The 25,575-nt window shown below is 32.0% G+C and carries 23 protein-coding genes; 21 read left to right on the top strand and 2 right to left on the bottom strand.

The annotated features are described in order from the left end of the window. Positions 1 to 183 precede the first annotated feature (183 nt). From EHE19_RS01050 to rsmI, 11 genes are all read left to right on the top strand, one after another. Positions 184 to 2,715, top strand: a complete 2,532-nt coding sequence (locus tag EHE19_RS01050; RefSeq protein ID WP_137697237.1) for an AAA family ATPase — start codon at positions 184 to 186, stop codon at positions 2,713 to 2,715. Continuing rightward, positions 2,708 to 4,234 (top strand): HNH endonuclease, encoded by a 1,527-nt coding sequence (locus EHE19_RS01055; protein WP_137697238.1) that lies wholly within the window; start codon positions 2,708 to 2,710, stop codon positions 4,232 to 4,234. Before EHE19_RS01050 ends, EHE19_RS01055 begins: the two co-directional genes overlap by 8 nt. A 141-nt stretch (positions 4,235 to 4,375) precedes the next feature. After that, on the top strand, positions 4,376 to 5,878 hold the full coding sequence (locus tag EHE19_RS01060) for an aminotransferase class I/II-fold pyridoxal phosphate-dependent enzyme (RefSeq protein WP_137697239.1): 1,503 nt from the start codon (positions 4,376 to 4,378) through the stop codon (positions 5,876 to 5,878). Positions 5,879 to 6,000: 122 nt separating this feature from the next. Next, positions 6,001 to 6,621 carry a dTMP kinase gene (tmk, locus tag EHE19_RS01065; protein WP_137697240.1) on the top strand — a complete coding sequence of 207 codons (621 nt, stop codon included), beginning with the start codon at positions 6,001 to 6,003 and terminating at the stop codon, positions 6,619 to 6,621. A gap of 24 nt (positions 6,622 to 6,645) precedes the next feature. Continuing rightward, a complete protein-coding gene (locus EHE19_RS01070; RefSeq protein WP_137697241.1) occupies positions 6,646 to 6,984 on the top strand; it encodes a cyclic-di-AMP receptor in 339 nt (112 codons plus the stop codon). 75 nt (positions 6,985 to 7,059) lie between these two features. Beyond that, positions 7,060 to 7,476, top strand: coding sequence for a YaaR family protein (locus tag EHE19_RS01075; protein ID WP_280513969.1), 417 nt, complete (start codon positions 7,060 to 7,062; stop codon positions 7,474 to 7,476). Positions 7,477 to 7,498: 22 nt separating this feature from the next. Beyond that, positions 7,499 to 8,488, top strand: coding sequence for a DNA polymerase III subunit delta' (gene holB / locus EHE19_RS01080; protein ID WP_137697243.1), 990 nt, complete (start codon positions 7,499 to 7,501; stop codon positions 8,486 to 8,488). Between the two features lie 124 nt (positions 8,489 to 8,612). Next, a complete protein-coding gene (locus EHE19_RS01085; protein WP_137697244.1) occupies positions 8,613 to 9,488 on the top strand; it encodes a PSP1 domain-containing protein in 876 nt (291 codons plus the stop codon). A gap of 110 nt (positions 9,489 to 9,598) precedes the next feature. Beyond that, entirely contained in the window at positions 9,599 to 9,769 is a 171-nt protein-coding gene (locus EHE19_RS01090) for a 4Fe-4S binding protein (protein ID WP_137697245.1), read from the top strand. Positions 9,770 to 9,857: 88 nt separating this feature from the next. Next, a complete protein-coding gene (locus tag EHE19_RS01095; protein ID WP_137697246.1) occupies positions 9,858 to 10,610 on the top strand; it encodes a tRNA1(Val) (adenine(37)-N6)-methyltransferase in 753 nt (250 codons plus the stop codon). Continuing rightward, positions 10,603 to 11,451: a 16S rRNA (cytidine(1402)-2'-O)-methyltransferase gene (gene rsmI / locus EHE19_RS01100; protein WP_137697247.1), complete on the top strand. Its 849-nt coding sequence runs from the start codon at positions 10,603 to 10,605 to the stop codon at positions 11,449 to 11,451. The genes EHE19_RS01095 and rsmI overlap by 8 nt, the downstream gene beginning before the upstream one ends. 224 nt (positions 11,452 to 11,675) lie before the next feature. Here rsmI and EHE19_RS01105 read toward each other — a convergent pair whose 3' ends face one another. Beyond that, positions 11,676 to 11,918 carry an AbrB/MazE/SpoVT family DNA-binding domain-containing protein gene (locus EHE19_RS01105; RefSeq protein ID WP_137697248.1) on the bottom strand — a complete coding sequence of 81 codons (243 nt, stop codon included), beginning with the start codon at positions 11,916 to 11,918 and terminating at the stop codon, positions 11,676 to 11,678. Between the two features lie 486 nt (positions 11,919 to 12,404). On the opposite strand from EHE19_RS01105, the gene EHE19_RS01110 reads away from it, so the two are divergent. Then, positions 12,405 to 13,007: a nucleoside recognition domain-containing protein gene (locus EHE19_RS01110; protein WP_137697249.1), complete on the top strand. Its 603-nt coding sequence runs from the start codon at positions 12,405 to 12,407 to the stop codon at positions 13,005 to 13,007. A 2-nt stretch (positions 13,008 to 13,009) separates the two neighbouring features. After that, positions 13,010 to 13,540 (top strand): spore maturation protein, encoded by a 531-nt coding sequence (locus EHE19_RS01115; RefSeq protein ID WP_137697250.1) that lies wholly within the window; start codon positions 13,010 to 13,012, stop codon positions 13,538 to 13,540. Positions 13,541 to 13,818: 278 nt separating this feature from the next. Here EHE19_RS01115 and EHE19_RS01120 read toward each other — a convergent pair whose 3' ends face one another. Further along, positions 13,819 to 14,868: a DUF2600 family protein gene (locus tag EHE19_RS01120; RefSeq protein WP_137697251.1), complete on the bottom strand. Its 1,050-nt coding sequence runs from the start codon at positions 14,866 to 14,868 to the stop codon at positions 13,819 to 13,821. 466 nt (positions 14,869 to 15,334) lie between these two features. Here EHE19_RS01120 and metG point away from each other — a divergent pair, with 466 nt between their 5' ends. The 8 genes from metG (at position 15,335) to EHE19_RS01160 (ending at position 25,421) form a co-directional block, all read left to right on the top strand. Continuing rightward, positions 15,335 to 17,359, top strand: coding sequence for a methionine--tRNA ligase (metG, locus tag EHE19_RS01125; protein WP_137697252.1), 2,025 nt, complete (start codon positions 15,335 to 15,337; stop codon positions 17,357 to 17,359). Between the two features lie 59 nt (positions 17,360 to 17,418). Further along, positions 17,419 to 18,186 (top strand): TatD family hydrolase, encoded by a 768-nt coding sequence (locus tag EHE19_RS01130; RefSeq protein ID WP_137697253.1) that lies wholly within the window; start codon positions 17,419 to 17,421, stop codon positions 18,184 to 18,186. Positions 18,187 to 18,272: 86 nt separating this feature from the next. Beyond that, positions 18,273 to 18,998 carry a hypothetical protein gene (locus EHE19_RS01135; RefSeq protein ID WP_137697254.1) on the top strand — a complete coding sequence of 242 codons (726 nt, stop codon included), beginning with the start codon at positions 18,273 to 18,275 and terminating at the stop codon, positions 18,996 to 18,998. Positions 18,999 to 19,212: 214 nt separating this feature from the next. Next, positions 19,213 to 20,283, top strand: a complete 1,071-nt coding sequence (locus tag EHE19_RS01140; RefSeq protein ID WP_137697255.1) for a resuscitation-promoting factor — start codon at positions 19,213 to 19,215, stop codon at positions 20,281 to 20,283. A 104-nt stretch (positions 20,284 to 20,387) separates the two neighbouring features. Beyond that, positions 20,388 to 21,245, top strand: coding sequence for a 16S rRNA (adenine(1518)-N(6)/adenine(1519)-N(6))-dimethyltransferase RsmA (rsmA, locus tag EHE19_RS01145; RefSeq protein ID WP_137697256.1), 858 nt, complete (start codon positions 20,388 to 20,390; stop codon positions 21,243 to 21,245). Between the two features lie 653 nt (positions 21,246 to 21,898). Beyond that, positions 21,899 to 23,506: a hypothetical protein gene (locus EHE19_RS01150; RefSeq protein WP_137697257.1), complete on the top strand. Its 1,608-nt coding sequence runs from the start codon at positions 21,899 to 21,901 to the stop codon at positions 23,504 to 23,506. Positions 23,507 to 23,712: 206 nt separating this feature from the next. Next, positions 23,713 to 24,159: a cell division protein ZapA gene (locus EHE19_RS01155; RefSeq protein ID WP_137697258.1), complete on the top strand. Its 447-nt coding sequence runs from the start codon at positions 23,713 to 23,715 to the stop codon at positions 24,157 to 24,159. A gap of 368 nt (positions 24,160 to 24,527) precedes the next feature. Next, on the top strand, positions 24,528 to 25,421 hold the full coding sequence (locus EHE19_RS01160; RefSeq protein ID WP_137697259.1) for a peptidase: 894 nt from the start codon (positions 24,528 to 24,530) through the stop codon (positions 25,419 to 25,421). Positions 25,422 to 25,575 lie beyond the last annotated feature (154 nt).

The raw sequence follows: 25,575 nt of genomic DNA on the forward strand, positions 1-25,575 counted from the left end.
TTAGGTGATTTGAACAATTGAAGTAAAAGAATAGTGTAAAATTAAACATAATGTTGAAAGATAAGTATATTTTACTTAATATTATTTATATGGATGAATACTATTAACAAATAGATAAAACAAATCATATAAACTGTTTCAAAAGAACACTAATTAGAATAATAACAGACAGGAGAGTAATATATGGAACTGATTTATTTATACATAAGAAAATATGAAAACCTGAGAAGTTTAAGTAAGAAAATGAAGATAGAAAAGAATATTAAAAAGAACTTCATTATTGAGAATATAGGTATTAACTTTAGTGATTCTTTTAACTGCAGTTTTGACAAGGAAACAGGACTGAAAATTGAAAAAGTTACTCCTTTCTATAAGGGGTTTTATGGCGAGAATATAAAAAGTTTAAAGGTTTTAGCAGGTAAAAATGGCTCGGGCAAAACTACTATTTTAGACATCCTTGGAATGACGAGAGAAGAGAGATGTCGAGATCATTTAACTAGAGATAATAGGCTTTTTACAGCTGAATATTTTATGATTTATCATATTGAAGGCGATCAATTCATAATTGAAATTACTGCAAATATAACTAGAAAAAGAAAAAGTGACTGTTGGATTAAGAACCTTGACTTAGATTCAGTATTTAGAAAAGAAATGAATATGAATTACAAACTACCAATAGGATATACATTTACATATGATTTTTCTGAAAATATTCTTAAAGCAGGAATACATTTATTTGAAGAGTATAAGTTTGAGATTTTTAAAGAAAAGAAAATTGCTGAACTAGTAAATATATATTATTTTTCACAGAGTTTTAGTCACAGAAAAACTCGGTCCTTAAACTATAAGCGTAGAGAAGAGAGAGATGATACTTATTTATTAAAAAGACAAGACTTAGAAGAAGGAATATTTGAGCCAAATGATTATTTAAGTATTTATGAAATCCTTTTTGACCCCAAATATGAATATTTTAAAGCAGGAATTTTAAAAACAGATCTACTAATACAAATGAATGATACATATTCTAGTGAATTTTCTTTAGATGGTGAATTTTTTAAATTAGATGATAACTCCATTAAAAAAGAAAAAATAAAAAAAATAAAAAGAAAGATTGATGAAATAGAAAAAGAATTATATATAAAAAGCGGATTGAAAAGTCCAAGACCTTCTATTTTTCTAAATGCAAAATCGAAAAATAATGAAGAGGTTAATGCAAGCAATGAAAGAATCAATTATAAGCACAGATATTTAAAAAGCTTAAGCATAAGATATATATTAAATGCTCTGAATGCGGTGATTAAATTTACTTACGAAGAAGATTCAGGAAATAGTCTTGATGAGGAATTCGGTAGACTAAAGCCTGAAGAAGTAGAGAGGTATCTAGAACTTATTGATAAAAATGAATATGAAGTTTGTAAGAAAACAGTCAGTGTTTTTAAGGAAATTGCTGATTTTGAGTTAATTAGAACGCTTATTTGGGAAAACGAAGACAACATAAACGACATTCAAAAAATTAAAAAAATTTATGATTTTGAGTTGATTAGAAAAATTATTTATAGATTAAAAGACATCAGGAAAAGCGTATTTAAACAAATAGAAGAGGAATTTAAAGAATGTGATGATTTTAAAGAGACTCTAACTAATAATATTTTATTAGGACGTTACTTGTTACTTAGAATTGACTCTATAAATAATCTTGGGAAAGATAATAAATATCAGGTGGCCTTTGAGGAAATATTCTGCCAGCTTTGTAAACTTGATGAAAGCTATTTTTATGAGTATGGCTTGATTATTGATTCAAGGATTCATACAATAAATAAGACAATTTCAGAATTGTTTAAAGATATTAATAAGTGGTACACATATAAATCTGATTTTTATAATGATGTATGGGGAAAATTTACATTTTCCATACCATATGTTTCAGATGGAGAACGCTGTATGCTTGATATATTTTCCAAGTTTATCAATGTTCTTGGAAATGAAGAGAGAGCGTTACATGTTATATTAATGGATGAGCCTGACCAAAGACTTCATCCTAATTGGTCAAGACAATTTATTCAACTTCTTACCCATACAATCAAAACTTTAAATGATACAATCATTAAGACAAAGGGTGAAAGTTTGAATGTCCAATTAGTAATTAGTACACATTCAACATTTTTATTGTCTGATATAAGAAAACAAGATTTAATATTATTAAAACCTGATACAGATAACTCTGGAGCTAAAAGATTCAATATTGAACTGAACAACTTTAACACATTTGCTGCTAATTTGCATGACATTGTTAAGAAATCCTTCTTCTTAGATGATACGATAGGAGAATTTGCCAAGCTAAAAATTGAGAAAACTTGTAAAAAGGTGTTTGGTGATGATACTAATGAGGGTGACAAACCTAGAGATACATTATCTAAAAGAGTTTTTAATGACAAATCAATTTTCCAACATAGATATAAGAATAGAGAAATCACTGATGAAGACATAAGGAGTCTCGAATATCTTATTGATCAGATTAGTGAACCGATTTTTAAAAAATCATTAGAAAAGGAGTTGGAGATAAGGCAACAGTGGCTGAAGGAAATAAAAAATGAGGATGAAAAAGTTGAAGAGGAGGTTCAGGTTTTACTAAACAAATTTTCAATGTTAGATAATGAGAAAAAGGCATCTTTCATAAAAGGACTAATTAATAAGTGTGGTGTCAGATATGATTAATTTGAAGTCGCTTATGACTACGCAAATAATAGTACGGCATGCAGAATATATAGTGAATATAAGCGAAATTGAGAAAAAACTCAAAAAATTGAGTTCGGAATTTACATCTAGGGTGACAAAAGAATATTTATCTGAGATGTGCGAAAACATTGGTGTAAAAAGTGAAGAAGACCTTCTTGAAGGCTTATTTATATTTATAAAAAAGTTGATAAAAGAAATAAAATCACTAAAAAAAATGGTAAAAATGAATCAGTTGTCATTCAACTCGGATACAGACAATATATTTATAGCACCTCCTCATAAATTGTATGAACGAGTAATAGAAATAGAAAACAATTACGGAATAGCAACAAATGTAATTATATATGACCATAAAAAGAAAATAAAAAACAGTTTTTCAAAACTTCTTCTGGATGCTTTCGGGTATAACAAGTTTTCACAAAAAGGTAATGATGTCATTAAATATATAGAGTTGCTAACAAAGTTAAAATCGCCAAATTCATCATTTTATAAAGTGTATAATAAAAGCATATTAATAAATAAAATATGTAATGAAATTAGACGCTATAACAAAATATCCGATGAACTAAAATTTGTGAATGAAGAACTTATTTGCGAAATTCAAAAAGTTAATAAAAAGTTGAAAGCCGATATTATTAATGACGTCGTAGAGATTATACAAAATAGCTATGAACAATGTAAATGTACATTCAATAATGCTTTCTTAACAACAGATACCTACTCAGAATTCAATAAAGGTAAGAAAAATTCAAAATGGAATGCATATACTCTAGTAATGTCCCTAGGGATAAAGAGTTGTCCATATTGTAACAGACAATACATAACACCTGTTTATCGTGAAGAAGGGTGCGGTGTCAGAGCTGATTTGGATCATTTTTATCCTAAATCTAGATATCCTTATTTATCAATGTCGCTATACAATTTAATTCCTTGTTGTAAATTTTGTAATTCAATAAAAGGTGATAAAGAATTTAATTATAAGTCATACCTTCATCCATATGAACATGGATTTGAAGACTATTTGAAATTTAGGTACAAGCCTATAAAATATCTATTCACAGGAAGTAGTAAAGATGAGTTTAAGATTGTTTTAGAATCCTCAGAAGAGATTGATGAGAAAAAGGAACTTGTTAAAAAAGCTGAAAACAATATGGAATTTTTTATGATTGAACCGTTATACTATTATCATAAAGATGAAGTAATGGATTTAATAAAAAAGAGATTGATTTATAATAAGGCTTACTGTGATGAATTGAAGCATAGGCTAGAAGAAACTACTGGAAAACCAATCACAGAAAAACAGCTAATTGAATTTATTGTCTCAAATATTATAGATGAAGATAAATTGTATGAAAGAACGCTAAGTAAACTATATAAAGATATAGTCGATCAGTTAGGATTTTTTAAAGAAGATGATGATTTTAAAATGACTGAAAATGAATGTGGAGCATTAAAGAAACTATTGATTAACTTAAACTCAAGTGTTGATTTAATATAAATTAAAGTTATTTATTGCTGTATGATTTACTTAGTATTAATAGTTTAATTACAAAATTAAATGATTAACCATAAGGATTGTTTATTGGTAATATAACTCATACAATAATAAATAAAATTATATTCAAAGCAGGTGACCACTATGAACCCCTACAACACCCCAATATACAACTACCTACGGGAATACGCTAAAAAAAATATAAACATATTTCACATGCCAGGGCACAAACTCTCTAGAGGAATTCCGCAGGAACTGGCTCAGGAAGTTTTGAAGCTGGATGTTACAGAAATAGAAGGCACAGACAATTTGCACTATCCAGAGGGAATTATAAAAGAGGCTGAGGAGTTGGCTGCCAAAGCATTCGGTGCTGATAAGACATTTTTTTTAGTTAATGGTTCCACTTGCGGTATTCAGGCAGCCATCATGAGTGTCTGCGCCAGAGGACAGAAAATCATCATAGGGAGAGATTCGCATAAATCCGTGGTGTCAGGGCTTATATTATCTGGCGCAGAGCCAGTTTTTGCCTATCCTCAATATATTTGTGACTTTGGAATTACTGGAGCAATAACTGCAAAAAGCATAGAAAAGTTGCTTTGCCAGCACCCAGATGCGGTGGCCGTGCTGATAACTAGGCCAAATTATTATGGTATATGTAGTAGCATTGAGGAAATAAGCAGCTTAGTGCATTCTCACAATAAGCTGCTTATTGTGGATGAAGCACATGGAGCGCATTTAGCATTTAATGAAAAGCTGCCGCCTTCTGCAATCAAGCACGGCGCAGACATTTGCATACAGAGCGCACACAAAACCCTTCCTGCTTTAACACAGGGGGCATACTTGCATGTAAATGGCAATAGAGTTGATACCGACAGGTTGAAATTGAATTTAAGTATGCTTCAAACTTCAAGTCCGTCATATATTTTAATGTCATATCTTGATATTGCTAGAGAATTAATGGAGCGAGAGGGAGCGCAAAAGCTAGATTTGCTTATTGATGAAATTGAATGGTTTAAAAAAGAACTTGAAAAGTGTCCTGAATATAGGGTCCTGTCAAATAGTATGTATGATTTTACAAGATTAGTTATAAATATTAGCAAGCTTGGTATAAGTGGCTATTATGCGGAAAAGCTATTAAGAGAGAAGTTTAAGACACAAGTTGAGATGGCAGACTTTGAAAACTTGGTATTTATTACAACAACAGCTGATAATCATGAGACATTTTCAGCATTACTAGATGCTATGAAAGGTTTGCCAAAGATAATAGATTATAAGAAAAAAACAGAAAATATAAATATGAATAGTAACATTATAAAGAAGTACTATAAAGAATTACATAATAATATAATAAATAATTTGATTGAGACTAATGGGGTTACCAATATGAGAAAAGCCGCAGTGAATAACATCAATAAAGGAGTCTTACCCTATGAAGCTTACACGGCTATCAAGGAAAAAATTCCTATTTACGAAAGCTGTGGCAGAATATGTGCAGATGTTATAACACCATACCCTCCGGGGATACCCGTTTTATATCCTGGAGAAATAATTGAGGAAAAGCACATACAATATATAACTGCTATTGCTGAAATTGGGGGCACGATAAATGGACTCAGTCATAATAAATGTGTCCAAGTTGTTAAGTAGTATGATATAATTTAAATATCAGTAAATTTATTAACATTTTTTTATATGGATTTAAGTATTAATAAATTATAGAATTCTTAAAGTAACCGTATTTCAGAGGACAATTGGCTGGAGGAAAACAAATGAAAAATGGCAAATTTATAACTTTTGAGGGTACTGATGGTTCGGGGAAAACCACACAAATCAAATTATTAGAGGAATATCTTAAAAATAAGGGTTATGAGGTTGTATTATCCCGTGAACCTGGAGGCACAAAAGTAAGTGAATTGATCAGAGACTTGATTCTAGATCCAGCTAATACAGAGATTGATCCGCTGACCGAGATGATATTATATGCGGCGTCAAGAGCTCAACATATTGCACAGATAATCAAGCCTTCCATAGAAGCCGGAAAAATAGTGATATGTGATAGATTTGTTGATTCTAGTTATGCTTATCAAGGTTTTGGCAGAGGTATTGATCTCAGGTTGATAGCAGATGTTAACAGAGTAGCAATAGATGGAATTAGTCCAGATATAACATTTTTTTTGGACATTGATCCTGAGACCGCAATAAAAAGGAGAATTAATGCAACTGGTGCTGACAGAATAGAGCAAGAAAAGCTGGATTTTCATAAGCGTGTATATGAGGGATACAAGAAAATGTCATTGTTATTTCCAGATAGAATTATGACAATAGATGCCGAAAAACCAATGGATGAGATTTCTTCACAAATAAATGAATATATTGACACTATTCTTTAAAATAAATTAAGGGGGTAGCGCACTATGAAACTTGTTTATGCGATTGTACATGATGAGGATGGCAGAAAAGTAATGGAAGAACTCAATAAGAATGGTTTTGGAGTAACTAAATTATGTTCCTCAGGAGGCTTTTTAAGGGCAGGAAATACTACCTTATTGGTTGGGGTTGAGGAAGAGAAGTTAGATGAAGTTATTGCTATAATAGAGACAAAGTCCAAAAGCAGAAAGCAAGTTATTAATTCACCAGCTGCACCGGGTGGAATTGATATTATGAGTGGTATGTATATGCCTTATCCGGTCGAGGTGAATGTTGGTGGAGCCACTATATTTGTTATGAATGTTGAGAAGTTTTATAAAGTTTAATAAAAACTAATCAAAATATGTATGTGAGGAAGTGAGTACGCCATAAAAATACAAGATACTTCTAATAATTCTAGAATTAAAACTTTCCCTGAAAGAGATGAAAGGACTATTCGTAATGAACGAGATGTTAACTTTGCATCTCAGATGAGAAGATTAGAAACTGCAAATTATGAAGAAAGAATTAGGACCCTTGCAGATAAGATTCAAAGTCAGGGGAAAAAGCTTGAGAAAAAGGCTGACATTCGTGATTTGAAAATATATAAAAAGCTTATATCGGAATTTCTTGATGAGGCAGTTGCTCATTCCCATAGCTTTTCAAAAAAGAGTTTTTTAGATAGGCGTGGCAGGCATAGGGTTTATGCTATTATTAAAAAAATTAACGAAGAACTTATAGAACTAACAAATGAAGTGTTGAAGGCTGAACAGGACAATATTAAGATATTAAAAAAATTGGAGGATATAAGAGGCCTAATTCTGGATTTGTTTTTATAACGGCAGGAGGTTAAAAGTTACGATGCTAGGACACCAAAGGGTGTTGAATACCTTACAAACAGCAATAAAGAGTGATAATATCAGCCATGCGTATATATTTGAGGGTGCTAAGGGTATTGGGAAAAGAGAAACTGCGCTGGCTTTTTCTTCAATGCTGATGTGTGAGGAGAAAGATGCACCATGTGGAAGGTGTAAGACTTGTCAGCTAATTCAGCAGAGTTCTCATCCAGATTTCCAGGAAATTAATTTAGATGATGACAAGAGTATTAGCGTGGAAGATATAAGAAATATATTAAAGGGAATAATAATAAGACCCTTATATTCTAAATATAAAGTTTTCGTTATAAATAATGCCGATAATATGACTGTTCAGGCTCAAAATGCATTGCTCAAATCACTTGAAGAACCACCGGGGTTTGTTGTTTTTATACTTACTGTACAATCGGGTACAGCTATGACTCCTACTATTCGTTCAAGATGTCAAAGAATATTTTTTAACAAATTAAGCCATGAGGAATTAAGAGAAATTCTTAAAGCCAAATATGGAGTTATAAAGCCAGAATGGGATTTTATTACGTCATATGCTGATGGTGTAATAGGAACAGCAATAGATTTGGTTGATTCACCAGAGTATTTAGAAATAAGAGATGTAATATTAGAGCAAGCCATGCAATTGCTGCAATCAAAGGACACTGATGTGTATGCACTTTATGAACTATTTGAGAAATATGATGATAAGATAGACTATATACTGCGTGTAATATTAATGTTTTTAAGAGATTTAATTGTATATAATCAAACAGGCAACTTTAGTATATTGATTAATTCTGACAAAAAAGATATGATAATTAAGAATGCGGATATTAATCTATCTAGCTTGATAAAAAGCACTCGTGCAATTTGGAGTGCAAAGAAAAGCTTGGAGGTTAACGCAAATTTCCAGCTTACAGTTGAGGTAATGTTAATGAAAATTCAACAGAGCATGTTTTCACCATTAAGTGAGGCGCGTTAAGTACTGATTTAGACAGTGAGAATGTCTATCGCCTCATTGAAATGTAGCTGTATCTATGCACTATAAGTGAGACTGCGTTGTTTCTAAATAATTCATAAGCGTATAATAGAAAGGAATCATATAAATGGTTAATGTTGTAGGTGTTAGGTTTAAAAGTGCAGGAAAGATATATTATTTCGATCCCGGAGACCTTTTAATTGACTTAAATCAAAATGTAATAGTTGAAACTGCAAGAGGCATTGAATATGGATTAGTAGTTGTTCCTAATAGAGAAGTGGATGAATCAGAAATAGTGGCACCTCTTAAAAAGGTAATTAGAATAGCAACTGAAGAGGATGCCGCTCATGCTGAAGAAAATGACAGAAAAGAAAAAGAGGCATATGATATCTGCCTTCAAAAAATAAGCGACCACAAGCTTGATATGAAGCTTATAGATGTAGAATACACTTTCGATAATAATAAAGTATTATTCTACTTTACGGCTGACGGCAGGGTGGATTTTAGAGAACTAGTAAAGGATTTAGCTGCAGTATTTAAGACAAGAATTGAATTAAGACAAATTGGAGTTAGAGACGAGTCTAAGATGATGGGTGGAATGGGTATATGCGGAAGAGTTCTTTGCTGTAATTCATTCTTAGGTGAGTTCCAACCCGTATCAATAAAAATGGCTAAAGAGCAGTCACTATCACTAAATCCAACAAAGATATCTGGTACTTGCGGAAGACTTATGTGCTGCCTCAAATATGAGCAGGAAGCATATGAGGATTTGTTGGGAAGAGTACCTAAGGTAGGTGCTATAGTAGATACTCCTGAAGGACATGGAACGGTTGTGAGTGTTAATCTTTTAAGGGAGACTCTTAAGATTAAACTCGATGAGGGGAATGATAATGAGTTAAGAGATTATGATTTTAGAGAAGGTGAAGTTAAGGTTATTAAAGATGCAGCCACTATTGAAGAGCCTGATATAGATTTAGAAGCTCTAAAAGAATTAGAGGACTAGTTTTTATTTTATAATTTCATTGTCATTAGGGAGAAATGGTGTTAAAATAATAGCGAAACGCATGATGTTACTGAATGTTTTTTCTTAAAATCTTAGGAGGTGTATTTTAAATGGCATATTTTATATCAGATGCATGTATTAGCTGTGGCGCTTGTGAACCAGAATGTCCTGTATCTTGCATAACTGCAGGAGATAGCGCATACGTAATAGATGCTGATGCATGTATCGAATGTGGCGCATGTGCAAGTGTATGTCCTGTTGATGCTCCAGAACAAAAGTAATATTTTAGGTAATGAAGGTCAGATAAGGGGTAAACCTTTATTTGGCCTTTTTTTCAAGTAAAAATAGTTTATTGATAGAGGTGCCGTATTGGTTGAGATAAATGATAAAGAACGCATTGATGACTTACAGCTTAAAGGCTTAAGACTTATCCAGAATGTGGAGAAATTTTGCTTTGGAGTAGATGCTGTTCTATTGTCTGACTTTGCAGACGTTAAAAGAAATTATAGAGTGCTTGATATTGGTACAGGAACAGGGATAATACCGATATTATTAGCAGGAAAAACCCAGGCAAAAACAATTGTGGGGCTTGAGATACAAGAAAGCATGGCTGAAATGGCAAATAGAAGTGTTATTCTTAATGAATTGCAAAACAGAGTGCAAATAGTGCATGGAGATATTAAGAAATATAACGAATATTTTGCTAAATCCAGTTTTGATTTAGTAGTGTCAAACCCACCTTATACTAATAAGGGCTGTGGTCTTGTTAATCCCCATGACAGCAAGGCTATTTCAAGGCATGAAATTCTTTGCAGCTTAGAGGATGTTGTAGGTTCAGCAGCAGCATTACTAAAACCTGGGGGACAGCTGGCTATGGTTCATAGACCAGAAAGGCTGGCAGATGTAATATGCAGTATGAGAAATAATGGGATAGAGCCGAAATATCTGAGATTTGTGCATCCTAAACCCTATAAAAAACCTAATATGATATTGATAAAGGGTAATAGGGGAGGAAAACCAGAGTTAAAGGTTCAAGAACCGCTATATGTATATAATTTAGACGGGACCTATTCAGATGAAATACACAAAATATATGGCAGAGAGGTAACAAAAATTGAGTGAAAAAGGTACTCTTTATCTTGTGGCAACTCCTATAGGGAATCTTCAAGATATAACATTTAGGGCAATAGATACACTTAAGATGGTGGATATGATTGCAGCAGAAGATACAAGGCAATCTATTAAACTCCTTAATCACTTTGAAATAAAAAAACCATTAATTAGCTACCATGAGCATAATAAAAATACCAAAGGAAACTATTTAATTGAACAACTTGAGTTGGGTAAGAATATTGCATTGGTATCAGATGCTGGGAGCCCAGGAATATCAGATCCTGGAGAGGATTTGGTAAGGCTGGCTGTAGACAATGACATTAAAGTTACTATGATTCCTGGACCTGTTGCAGCTATGACTGGATTGGTGATATCTGGATTGCCTACAGGACAATTTGTTTTTGAAGGTTTTTTGCCTATGAATAAGAGAGCAAGGCAAGAGCACTTGAACAGATTAAAGGATGAAATAAGAACAATTATATTTTATGAGGCTCCTCACAAGCTTCCATATACTTTGAAGGATATATATAATGCTTTGGGAGATAGAAGGATAGCACTAGCAAGAGAATTGACAAAAATTCATGAAGAGGTTATTAGATGCAGTATCCTTGAGGCTATAGATTTATATTCTGAAAAGCTGCCTAAGGGGGAATATGTTTTGATAGTAGAGGGACAGAGTCGTAATATACTTGAAGAAAATGAGAAAAATAAATTTGCTGAGATTAGCATAGAAGAACATGTTCAAATGTATATTGATGAAGGCTTAACCAAGAAAGATGCCATAAAAAAGGTGGCAGATGAAAGAGGAATGATTAAAAGAGATGTGTATAATGTGGTTATGAAAAAGTAATAGTATATTATTACTTTAGATATTATTTCTTATTACATTATTTCTTTATATATTATTTTTTGCATCAGCAAACCGCTGATAAGTTTCCAGCAATTATAGCCCTTTGTATGGCTAAGATTACTAATGAACAATGCATCATTTGCATTAGTGTAATATAAAAAAATAAAGAGAACCTCTATAGGAGGCTCCCTTTATTTTCGATGCAATTAGAAATCAAATTGATATTAGTTACCTTTTAATTCTTTTAGACAATCAGGGCAAATATTTTTACCCTTATAAACTTGAACATCCTTTGCATTACCGCAGAAAATACAAGCTGGTTCGTACTTCTTTAGAATAATTGTTGATTCATCAACATAAATTTCTAGTGCGTCCTTCTCAGCGATATCAAACGTTCTGCGTAACTCAATTGGTAATACAACCCTTCCTAACTCATCAACTTTTCTTACAATACCTGTAGACTTCATAATAAAAAACCTCCTATATACACTTTATATTTCGACAAACTTCGAATTTATAATACCATATATTCCATTTACCGTCAACTTTAAAATAATAAAAATAAATTGGTATTTGAGAGTAAGGATGTAAGAAAAATACTTAATTTTAGCGCGTTTCAGATACCTAATTAATTATATGAAAGAAATATTAAATTTTTGTTAATATTTTGTTACAAATTAAATTACAAAGATAGAAAAATAATACTGGAATAGGTTGAAGCTTACACGCATATATTCGACAATAATCGAGCAAAAGTTTAGTCATAAATAATATAAATTATCGCATATATTTAATTAACCAGCTTTTACATTATAAAAATTGTATTTATATATAAAAATTAGTATCCGAATAATATTTTAATTATTTAATTTAATAAGTCAAGATGTAAATGAGTATTATTACACTGTAAAAGTTGACTGTACAAAAAGTTACTAAGATATTTAGGGGTAGATATGATTAATTACATATGGATTGGACTACTTATAATAGGTTTTATTGCAGGAATTTTTAATGGTAGAATTGATCAGGTTACAAAAGCTGCTATGGATTCTGCACAGTCTGCGGTTGTAGTTTGTTTTGGTCTATTAGGTGTAATGTGCTTATGGACAGGACTAATGAAGGTGGCAGAAAAGAGTGGGTTGGTTAATTTGATTGGCAGGCTTGTCAGACCAATAATGGTATTTTTATTCCCGGATATACCTAAAAATCACCCTGCACTGGGAGCCATAGTTATGAATCTGGTGGCAAATTTTTTTGGTCTTGGTAATGCTGCAACTCCACTTGGTATTAAAGCTATGAACGAATTACAAAGCTTAAACAAGGATAAGAAAACAGCTACCGATTCAATGTGTATGTTCTTAGTTTTAAATACTGCTGCAATTCAACTAATTCCAGCTAATATAATAGCGCTGAGAACAGCTGAAGGTGCAAAGAAGCCAGCTGATATAATAGTGTGTATTTGGATTGCTTCCATATGTGCGACAATTATGGGTATTATAGCTGCTAAGCTGTTATCAAAAGTATGGGATGAAAAAAAGAAAGCTAGAATGTGGTGATTATGGAGTTTATAAGAAGCATATCAGATTTTGCATTGCCTGCAATATTTCTTATAATACTAGCTGCTGCTGTATTAAAAAAAGTTAAGGCTTATGATTTATTTGTTGATGGCGCAAAAGAGGGAATAGAGACAATTATAAGAATAATGCCTTCGTTAGTTGGATTATTGGTGGCAGTAGGTGTTTTTAAGGCTTCTGGAGCAATGGATATACTTATATATATATTGAGACCATTAATAGACCTATTAGGTATGCCTCCACAGGTTGCGCCATTAGCTTTGTTAAGGCCAATTTCAGGCAGTGCTTCTTTTGCATTTGTAACAGAGATAATAAAAACCTTTGGACCAGATACCTTTGAGGGCAGAGTAGCTGCAGTTATGATGGGCTCTACAGAGACTATATTCTACACTCTGGCGGTGTATTATGGTGCCGTCGGTATCAAAAATATAAGGTATACACTTATAGCAGCTATTATGGCTGACATCATTAGTATCATAGCTTCATTATGGGCATGCAGGTTTGTATTTGGGTAGATTACGAAATTGCAATGATTTATTTAATAAAAAATTATTTACAAACGTGCTGTGCCAAATTAACCTTTACCCAATTGACCTACAGTATAGAACTTTTAAAAATCCGTATATTACTCTAGCATCTAAAATACTTAATGTAATGCTTTAACTTGATTACTTCATAAATAAGTATATTACTCTAGTATTCAAAATACTCAACATATAATGCTTTAGCTTGAATTTTTCATAAATTTGTATATTACATTAGCATGGCTCGGCTTTTTATTTAGATAGTTAAGTCAATCTGTTTTTATAGCCTTTAAAATACTGTTGTAAACAAACATTCCACGACCTCCTGCACGGAGAAGAACCTTGCTGGTAATTCTATTCATACCAATAATTGCTTTTGGGTGTGTAACATATATTATTAGCAATATTCTTATTATGCAGCGATATGTTTTAAAAATTGCAACCTTGTTTTCAGAGGCTTTTTCAATAAAATAAATGATTCTGTCTTCAAACTCTTTTAAATTTGGATAATAAAAAATATGGTTAATGCTTCTGGAAAAAAGCGTGTCATTATAGTTTAAGTAGCCCTCTAGTATTTTTTGAATACCGCCTATCCAAGGAAAGAATGAATTATTTATCCTTTCAAGTTCAATCTCAGTCAAATCAGGATTAGTAGCTAAAGAGAGCAGCATCTGTAAAGTAAGAGGAGAATCAATGGACAAGCAGTATTCCCAGTTTGATATATCTGTATAATTTTGCGAATGGACATCACTCCAGTTATGAAGATTTAACTCTCTATTGTATTGGTCAGATGAATATTTTATGACCTGTAAATCAATAAATAAGGACAAATAGGCAACAATATAATCCCTGACTATATCGAAGGATGGAAGAGATAGAACCCTTTGCCTGCATTTTTCCACAAGTATGCTTAAATATCCATCATCATCTTTGGAAGGGAAAAAGGTAAAATACTTAATAAAATCATCAGAACGAATATTTGTTGCATCCTTAAGGGATGAGAAAATTAACTTTAAAAATGCTTCTGAACTCTCTGAAGAGTGGGAACATATTGTATCTAAATATTGAATAATTGCTTGAAACGAAAATACAACATCAGCAGCCAAAGGTATATCAACATGTGGGTACAGAATAAAAACTGATGAAACTGTAAAATCAAATTTATTCTTCTCCAAAGCCTCTAGAGCATAAGCCCTTATTGAACGTGATTTGATTTTACTTGCATATTTACTATACTCCGATATTTTTCTTATAATTATTGGATAGACGATTTTGGAGTATTTATTTTTAAAGTAAATGCAGTTTATAAAATCAGACATATTAATTAATTCCTTTCGTTGCGCTACGTTAGTCCTATCATCCTGCATTAGTCTATTATGTAGGATAATTTGTGCTTGATGCTTGGAAAGCATATATTTTGTTACTATTTAGCTTTTGACATTATAATATACAGCACATACTTTGATAAACATATAAACTATACATTATGTGTTAATACTTATCAATAGACTATTCGGGTTAGAAACAGCAGAATGAAATTAGTATAACCCTCCATAGGCTAAGTTGATTTTAAGAGGATGGATATTAGCCAAATTTGTATATATCTTATTTTCTAGATAATATTATCCTTGAAAAATTATTAACAAATATGTATAGTTATAATATGTAATTTTTATAATTATAACATTTTGCGAAGTAATTATAATCACTATTCTATAATAAAAATGTTATTGTCTCGTTGTTTCTATTGAAAAGTAACAATTTGTGGCAGATGAGGAGGAAAGCATGCCAAAAAAGACTTATTATATTACTACACCCATATATTATCCAAGCGGTAATCTTCACATAGGACATTCATATACAACTGTTGCAGCAGATGCTGTAGCTAGATATAAAAGGTTGACTGGATACGATGTAATGTTTTTGACAGGAACTGACGAGCACGGTCAGAAAATACAAAGAAAGGCTGAGGAGAAGGGAATAACCCCAAAAGCCTATGTTGATGAAATCGTAGCTGGTATAACAGACCTTTGGAAATTGATGAAAATAACTAATGACAAGTTTATCAGAACAACAGATGAACAACATATAAGCACTGTTCAGAAGATATTCAAAAAGCTATATGACCAGGGAGATATATATAAAGGTTCATATGAGGGCTGGTACTGCACACCTTGTGAGTCCTTTTGGACAAAGACTCAGCTTGTAGATGGCAAATGTCCGGACTGTGGACGTGATGTAGAAATAACCAAGGAGGAAAGCTATTTCTTCAGATTATCCAAGTATCAGGATAGACTAATTAAACTGATTGAGGAAAATCCTGACTTTATTCAGCCCACATCAAGACAAAATGAGATGCTCAATAATTTCTTAAGACCAGGATTAGAAGATTTATGTGTATCAAGAACCTCTTTTAATTGGGGTATACCGGTTACTTTTGACGATAAGCATGTTGTATATGTATGGGTAGATGCTTTGTCAAACTATATTACAGCACTTGGCTATTTATCAGAGAATGATTCTGATTATCAGAAATATTGGCCAGCAGATGTTCATTTGATGGCTAAGGAAATAGTGAGGTTCCATACTATAATTTGGCCTGCAATGCTTATGGCGCTTGATATACCGCTGCCAAAGCAGATTTATGGACATGGCTGGCTTCTGCTTGAAGGCGGAAAGATGTCAAAATCTAAAGGGAATGTTGTTGACCCTAAGATACTGGTAGATAAATATGGACTTGATGCTATAAGATATTTCCTGCTTAGAGAGGTTCCATTTGGATCAGACGGAATTTTCTCGAATGAAGCACTTATAAATAGAATAAATTCTGATTTGGCAAATGATTTAGGAAATCTAGTTAGCAGGACTGTTGCTATGATAGATAAATACTTTGCTGGCACTATTCCTGATGCTAAGACATCAGGTGATTTTGACGATGATTTGATAAAAATTGTAATGGAAACGCCAAAAAAGGTAGATGATTTAATTGATAAACTCCAGTTTAGCACAGCTCTAACTGAAATATGGAAAGTAATTTCTAGAGCAAATAAATATATTGATGAAACAATGCCTTGGATATTAGCTAAGGATGAGTCAAATGCAGCAAGACTTGCACAAGTAATGTATAACCTTGCAGAAACACTGAGAGTAGTCAGTATTCTTATTTTGCCATTTATGCCTGAAACACCAGAAAAGATATGGAATCAGTTAGGAATAATGGATAAGAGCCTCGTTGAATGGGATAAAGCTAAGGAGTGGGGTTTGTATCCATCAGGGGCTAGTGTTAAAAAGGGCGAGATAATATTCCCAAGAATAGATGTAAAGAAAGAACTCGAAGAAATAGAAAAAATGAGCCAAGCTAATGCTTCAGCATCAGAAAAAGCTGAAACAGCGGGAAAAGCAGAGAAAGCGGAAAAAGACTTGAAAAAACAAGCAAAAAATGAACCAGCAAGTGAGACTTCTGATAACGACAATGAGACAAATGCAAATCTTATTACAATTGATGATTTCTCAAAGGTTGATTTAAGAGTTGCCAAAGTAATAGAAGCAGAAAAGGTTGAAAAAGCAGATAAACTCTTAAAAATGAAGCTTCAGGTAGGAGATGAAACAAGGCAGGTTGTTTCGGGTATTGCAAAGTATTATACACCTGAAGAAATGGTGGGTAAAACATTAATACTTGTAGCTAACTTAAAACCTGCTAAGTTAAGAGGTATTGAGTCACAGGGAATGATTCTTGCAGCATCAAATGATAATGGTCTCTCTCTTGTCACAATAGACAAAGACATGGAAAGCGGAGCAAGAGTTGGATAAGGACTGCTGTGGCAGATTGTGATAAATTATTTTTTAAATTATTTTAAATAGGTGATACTTTGATTTTTGATACACATGCACATTATGATGACAGCAAATTTGATGAAGACAGAGATGAACTATTAGAGGAATTACACCAAAATGGAGTGACTTATATACTCAATGCATCTGCAAGTCTGGATTCTTTAGATGTGAATATTGCACTTGCTGAAAAATACGATTTTATTTATATTGCCTTGGGAATACATCCTGAATATGCAGACAAAATGCATGAAGGCATATTAGATAAAATAAGACTGCTTTCAAAAAATAAAAAGGTAGTTGCAATCGGTGAAATAGGGTTGGACTATTATTATGGTGATCCTCCAAGAGATATACAGAGAGTATGGTTTGAAAGGCAGATTGAGCTTGCAAAGGAGCTCAGTCTTCCTATCATTATACATGACAGAGATGCCCATGAGGATTCTGTAAAGATAATTAAGAAGACAAATGCAAGTGAGATTGGCGGCATTTTTCATTGTTTCTCAGGTAGTACGGAAATGGCAATGGACATGCTAGATTATAATTTTCACATATCCATTGGTGGAGTAGTAACCTTCAAAAATGCTAAAAAGGTTGTAGAAGTCGTTAAAGCAGTTCCATTAGATAGATTGCTAATTGAAACAGACTGCCCTTATTTAGCGCCAGAACCCTTTAGAGGCAAACGAAATAATTCAGGGTATTTGACTTATATCATAGATAAAATAGCCGAAATAAAAGGTATTAGCGCCCAAGAAGTAGCAGATACTACTTTTTCTAATGCTAAGAAACTATTCAGAATAGATTAACTGTTCTCTGAGCATCAAGAAATTATTAGTTCTATCATATGGGTTGCTTCGGGAGAAGCATTGGTTTCTTTAACGAAGTGAAAGGAATGGATAAAAATATGAAAAAGCTTATTATTGTTATTGTATTTATATTTTTAATTGCCATACTTATTTCTTTTAACTACTTACTATGGGACAGAGAGAAACAACAGGAAAGCTTTCAAAATATGAAGCAGTCCAATAATCTCACTATTGAAACGCTTAGTGAAAAGATGAATAATCTTGATAGACTCAATAGAGAACTCACCACAAAGTTAGAAACCATTACAAATGATAATGAGACAATAAGAAAACATTCTTCCATGTTAAATAACGAGAATGCAGAATTAAAGAAAGAAATTCAATTAAGAAATGACTTGATTATAACACTTAAAAAAAATATTGATGTTACATCTATGAATAATGTTATAAAGAAGTGGACAGACAGTTTAAACTCAAAAAGCTATGAGAATGCACAAGCATTTATAAGTAAAAACTCAGTAGATAGAACATTGGTTGGAGATATAAATTCTCTTAAAGAAATGTACCAAAAGGAGTTTAAGGAAATAAAGCTTGAGAGTTCAGAACCCTATATTGATTTAAAAGATGATGAAGATATAATGAAAATTAAGCTAAAAGTGGTTTTCGAAGTTATTAAGCCTGCATCCGCTCCTAATGATGAAGAAGTTGAAGGCAGCATTTTTAAAAGTGGAAGCAATGAAAAATTTATAACTATGGAATTTAATTCATACACTAATGAGTGGATGTTATTAGAATTAAAAAATGAGCCTTGAAACACTTTAATTACAATAGATTTAGTTAATAGCAAATTATAAATAGGTATAAATTAGAAAGGTGTTTAATATACTAAAATTCAGTTAATAATTGTTAAAAAGGGGTTATTTTGGAAAAATATTTCCAGTAAATAGGCGATTGGTTTGACAAATATATGTGCTTAGACTAAAATAAAAATAGTCCCTTTGAATATTTTAACAGGAGGTTAGTATTATGACACCGATTGCGAAAAATATTAAAAGGTATTTTTCTAAATTAAGAATTAAGCCTCTAGATGTTGCAATTATACTCATTGCTGTTGTTATATCCATTACTGCTGGATTTTTTGTATTCGATGGATTAAAAAGAAACGTAGTAATCAACGATAATGGGCAAGAGATTGTAATTAAAACAATGAAGGCTACAGTTGGAGAGGTATTAGAGCAAACAGGCATAAAAGTAGAAAATGAAGACTATGTAAGTATGCCGTTAGATGCAAAGCTCGTGAAGATTAAGGAAAATAATATTCAAATTAAACGAGCAGTACCTGTTACAATTAAAGTTGATGGAAAAGAGCTTGACGTAAAGACATATAAGGACACTGTTAAAGAGGTACTTAGTGATAATGCTATAAGTTTTGATGGGAATGACAAATTTATTGGGTCTAAGTTAGAGGACAAAATAGTACCGGATATGGACATTTCTATAGTTCGTGTTGATGAAGAAACAGTGACGGAGGCAATACCTATTCCATTTAAAACAATTACTAAAGAAAATGACCGGCTAGATGTCGGAATAAAAAATACAGTTCGAGAAGGAAAAGAAGGAGTCCGCGAAAAGATTTATAAAGTGGTTTATGAGAATGGAAAGCAGATTACAAAACAATTAGTTAAAGAGGTGGTATCACAAAATCCTCTAGACAAAATTGTTGAAGTAGGTACGGTTTTAAACTACAAGACATCGCGTGGAGATACATTAAGATTTTCAAAGGCAATTGATATGAAGGCAACTTCATATACATCTTCATTTAAAGATACTGGTAAAAACCCTGGAGATCCCGGTTTTGGTATTACCGCAACCGGAGTCAAGGCTAGAAAAGGAATAATTGCAGTGGATCCAAAGGTTATACCACTGGGAACAAGAGTATATGTGGAAGTTCCGGGCAAAGCAGCTGATTATGGATATGCAGTTGCGGCAGACACAGGAAGTGCTATAAAGGGGAACAAGATAGATGTTTATCTTGATTCTGATAGCGCGGTAGAAGCATGGGGAGTTAAAAAGGTAAGGGTTTATATATTAAAGTAAGCTTTTTACAGTTTTTCTTATGCTTTTAAAATAATAATGTTTAAAAGGGACTATTAAAGCTAATCTAATATTTAGATTAGCTATTTTTCTTAAAGGAGATTTAAATGATTAAAAATAATACGCTTGAAGTAATTAAAAAACATAATTTAAAGCTGACAAAAACACTTGGACAAAATTTTCTAAATGATGATAGTGTTGTAAAAAGGATTGTTTCTGCTGCTGAAATAGACGGGCGTACTTTAGTACTTGAGGTGGGCCCTGGTATTGGCAGTATGACAAAGGAGATGGCTTCTATTGCAGCTGGAGTTGTAGCGGTAGAAATTGATAAACATCTTATTGCTGCCTTAAATGATAATCTCAGTGAGTTCTCTAATATAGCCATTATTAATAGTGACATAATGAAAGTAGACATTGAAGCTATAATAAATGAGTATAAAGAAAAATACAATGCGGATAGAGTAAAAGTTGTAGCAAATTTACCCTATTACATAACGACACCCATAATAATGAAATTCTTAGAGGAGGTTAAGGGTATCGATGGAATGGTATTTATGGTACAAAAAGAGGTTGCGCAAAGAATGGTTTCAAAGCCTGGTATAAAAGATTACGGAGCATTATCTGTTGCAGTGCAGTTTTATTCTAATCCTCAGATTATGTTTGATGTTCCGCCTCATTGCTTTATTCCTCAGCCAGAAGTACATTCTACAGTTATAAAATTGGATATCTTAGATGAACCGCCTGTAAAAGTGAATAAAGAACTATATTTTAAATTGGTTAAAGCCTCTTTTGGCCAGAGGAGAAAAACCCTTGTAAATGGATTAGCAAATGCAGGAATATTTAACAAGAGTAAAGAACAGATAAAACATATCCTTGACAGCATGGGATTAAATGAAAATGTCAGAGGTGAGGTTTTATCAGTTGAAAAATTCGGAGAATTGTCAAATTTAATGGAGCAAAAGTAGCTGAATCCTGCTAGGAGTTTTATTTTATTTATTAGAGTTTAAATAAAAATATTAGATATTATAACTCAACCTTCTCAGTTGAAATTTGTAGGTGTGGGATAATTTATCAAATGAAAAGTTAAGTAATTTATTATAACAAGTGAGTTTACTTAGCAATAAACCATTGATTACTTTCCATCACAAATATACATTTTATGAGGAGGCTGAGTTTTTTATATAATGCGTACAATAAGTGGTATGCCGCCGTTAGAAGAATTTTCTATTGTTATACTATATGCTTTTCACCTCTAATTTCACAGTTTTAATGTTTTTCTTATTATTAGTTTTTTAAATGAATTTCCTAGAATTAATTATTTCATTTCTAACTATAAGCAATATTTCTATTAGTAAAATTTAATAATTATATAGCTGCTATCATATTTTGAAGAAAGATAAGTAATGAGTATGATTATTTTACTCATAATATACTTAATTTTTAGTAATAAGTAGCATATTAAAAAAATATAAGGCATATATTTTAATGTTAAGGTATAACTGCGGATACAATTTTCAGTTGTTATCAATTTTTAAGCAAATTTGGGCTTAAAGCTGCAGTAAGCATCCTATTTTTTTATTGTCTTGAGAACATAAATTTACTAAAGGAGAATATCACCATGGCTAATAAATATCAAAAGCAATTTTATATCTTCAAAAGTATGGATAATGATGTTGGGAATCCATCTGGCTACATAAAGATTGAAATAAATGGTGAACAGGCAAAGCTGCAATTATCCCTGAATAATTTGCTAAATAAGCAGGGCTTCATTTACCAGCTTTATGGAATTACAAAAGATGATAGAAACTTAAGTTATACTGTCATTTGTGATATCCCAAATATAAATGGTAGAGCTGATGTAAAAGTAAATGCAAATTGCTTAGACTTAGATAAAATTAATATATATGCTATTATTTTGCGCGTGTCAGGCAATTTACCTAAAATAAAATGTCCTCTTGTTGCTTATGTAAAGGAGGAACTTGATTGGAAAAATGAATTTAATAGCCTTATTTTTATGGATGAAAGGAGTCAAGATAAAAATAATCAGAATTATGCTGCTCGAGATAGCCTGGAAAAGGGCTTTTATGAATCAGAGAGTATTAAAAATACAGAAAATATAAATAACAGTATAAAGACAGATAAAAACTTTTCTGATGACCTTGATCAAACTATTAATAACAGACAGCAGCTTGATGGAAAAAATATTAGGAGTAGAGATGAAATAAATGAAATTGAAAAGGCTGATAGTAGAAGTGAAACTTCTATAAACACTAACAAAATAGATTCTAACCAATCAGATGAATTAAATAATTACACTGAAAGGGTTCTTATACATGAGGGAAGTAATGCTGCGAAAGAAAATACGTCTTATGATACAATAGAAAGTAATATATCTAAAATTGAAGAAATTAGTGATGGGGAAAAATCTGAAAATATAGAAAGTATAGAAAATACATCTGATAAAAGTATCGAAATACATAATGAAGAAAATAGAGAATCTATTGAATGTGAAAAGAAAGAGGATGTACATATAAATATAAATAATACAGAGATGGTAGACGAAAAAAGGAGGGCTGTATTTCAGCCAAATAACCAACTCTTTAATGATATGAAATTAAATTTTTCAGGTAAATTTGAATCAGTAATTACCAGCATTTATAATGCTGACAAATCAGCAACACTCACAAGCATTTATAATAATGCAACAGCGAAAAAAGAACCAGAGTTAAATTTAGATGATAATGATATATTGGGTTCAGTTGAAGAAAACTTTAAGGATATATCATCAATTGAATTGGATAAAATAAAAGGCAGGGCAAAATTAAACTTACCAGATTTGAAGGATGAATTAAATAAGAGTTTTGAAAGCTACAATCCATTTAAAATGAAAAGCAAAAATTTCAGTTGGTGGAAAATAAATAGCCCTGGTTATTTAAATAACATTCTATTTAGAAATAACATAAGAACATATTTGTTTTTTAATCCAAAAGTGATGTTGGCCCACTATAAATATCGATATATTATTTTTGGAATTCGTGTAGACAGACGAACTGGAAAAGAATATTTTATTTGTGGTATACCTGGCGTCTACTCAATAGATGAAAACCCATTTGGAAGTATGGGAAGCTGGGCGCAAACAGAAGGATACAAGCCTAAATATGGGGCCTTTGGGTATTGGTTAATTATGATAGATCCTAAAACTGGAAAGCTAATTAAGGTAAGATAAAGTTTTTGGTTTAATGGATATATTTGATAATTTTTATTAATTATATAGTAGAGAATGTTAATTTTTCAGTTGTTATAGAACTTCATAAGTAAAACTTGAGAAAAAATAAAAAAACAACCAAAAAATAAAAATAATATATTTGCCGAAATATAGTATTATATAGTATAATCAAGGTAATTAGGCGAGCTTAAAGGAGCTGATTTACCTTGACTTCAAAAAATAAGGTTGTTATTAGAATAGCCGGTAATGATTATACCCTTGTTGGAGTAGAATCTGATGAATATATGCAGAAAGTCGGTTTGTATATCGATAAAAAAATGAATGAAATACTGTTTCGTAATAACAGGCTTAGCACTTCGCTTGCTGCAGTGTTAACAGCATTAAATGTAGCAGATGACTATTTCAAATCTCGTGAGAATGAAGCATTAATGAGTAAGGAAAAAGAAGCTATGAGATTAGAACTAGAGCGAATCAGAAGTGAAAACATTCAGTTAAAGGAAGAGAATACTGCTTTGTCCGCAAAAAATACATCTTTACAGTTAGAGTTAGCAAAGAGAGAGGCTGAGCTTGGAGAAGTTAGAAACTCCATTGATAAGGGTAATAAGAGCAACAAAACAATTGTGTCAAAACCTATGATTGGATATGATATGTAGATTACTTGTTGCAGTTAAGCTAGAGGGTATTTATACTCGTCTGGCTTTTTTCTTATGCTTTAGGGAGTTGTTAGGATTTGTTTATTATATATAAATTAATTAAAACTTTGTACATAAAAATATATTGGTGCGGTAGAATTATCAAAAGGTTTGCTTCCAAAATAACTTAAAAGCATAGTTTGTGCATACATAGTGCTTTTTCGAGTCTCAAAAAACGTTAAATTACACTTGTAACAGCATAGGTTGACTAGCTGTATTGAGTACAATATGATAATAAGGTAATTGTTTTTTAGAAGAGACAAGGTAAGGAGTAACCGAATTCACATTATCTCTATAGTGAAGTAATAATAAGGGGAATTGATACTAAAATGAAGGTAATATTTATATTTATTGATGGTGTTGGAATAGGAAGTAAAAATAGTAATACAAATCCGATATATGCAACCCAGAACTTAGTGCTGGCAAAGCTGATAGAGGATGCAAGATTCAAAGCTGATGCTTCATTAGGTATAGAGGGACTTCCTCAGAGTGCAACAGGACAAACCTCAATATTTACAGGAGTTAATGCATCTGCGACAATTAACAGACATTTGAGTGGGCAGCCTACCGCTTCACTTAGAGATATTATATATAGGGTAAATATGTTTTCTGAATTAAAGAATATGGGTTTTAATGTTACAAGTGCAAATGTTTATAGGGACGAATATTTAGCTAAAATGCTAGATATGAAAGATAAAAGAAATAGACCTTCTGTAACATCTGTTATGGGTATGGCGGCAGGTATAAAATTTAAAACTGTTGCAGATTTTGTGGATAATAGAGGCATATACCATGACTTGACTGGTGAAATATTAAAAGAATCAGGCTACATAGTTAATACTATATCACCTGAAAAAGCTGCACAAAATTTATACCAATTAAGCAGAGACAATGATTTTACTTTATTTGAACATTTTATAACTGATATTGCAGGTCACATAGCTAGTATGAATGATGCTGTAAGTGTTATAGAAATATTGGATAGCTTTTTGGCAGAACTGATCAGTTTAATGGATTTTGAAGAGGATGTGCTTATAATTACCAGTGATCATGGAAATATTGAAGATGTGACAGTTCAGACGCATACAATGAACAAGGTTCCGGTAGTTGTTTTGGGAAAGAAGGCGGATGGAGTAAATAGGCAAATAAATTCGTTGGTCGACATAATGCCATATGTGCTTGAGCTGTTTTCAATTCAAGAAAACGGATATAATTTCAAATAAAGCTTCGTTGATTTAGTCTGTACTTGTGGGCTATTTCTTGTAATAAGTCAGCGGTATACAGAAATTGCTTGTTTTTTAACTAACGTAATTTTATTGTGCGAAAACCACTTTTTAAGCTTTGAGGAACTGCTTTTGCAGTGAATCTCATATTAAA

The sequence above is a fragment of the Ruminiclostridium herbifermentans genome (assembly GCF_005473905.2).
Lineage (GTDB): Bacteria > Bacillota > Clostridia > Acetivibrionales > DSM-1351 > Ruminiclostridium > Ruminiclostridium herbifermentans.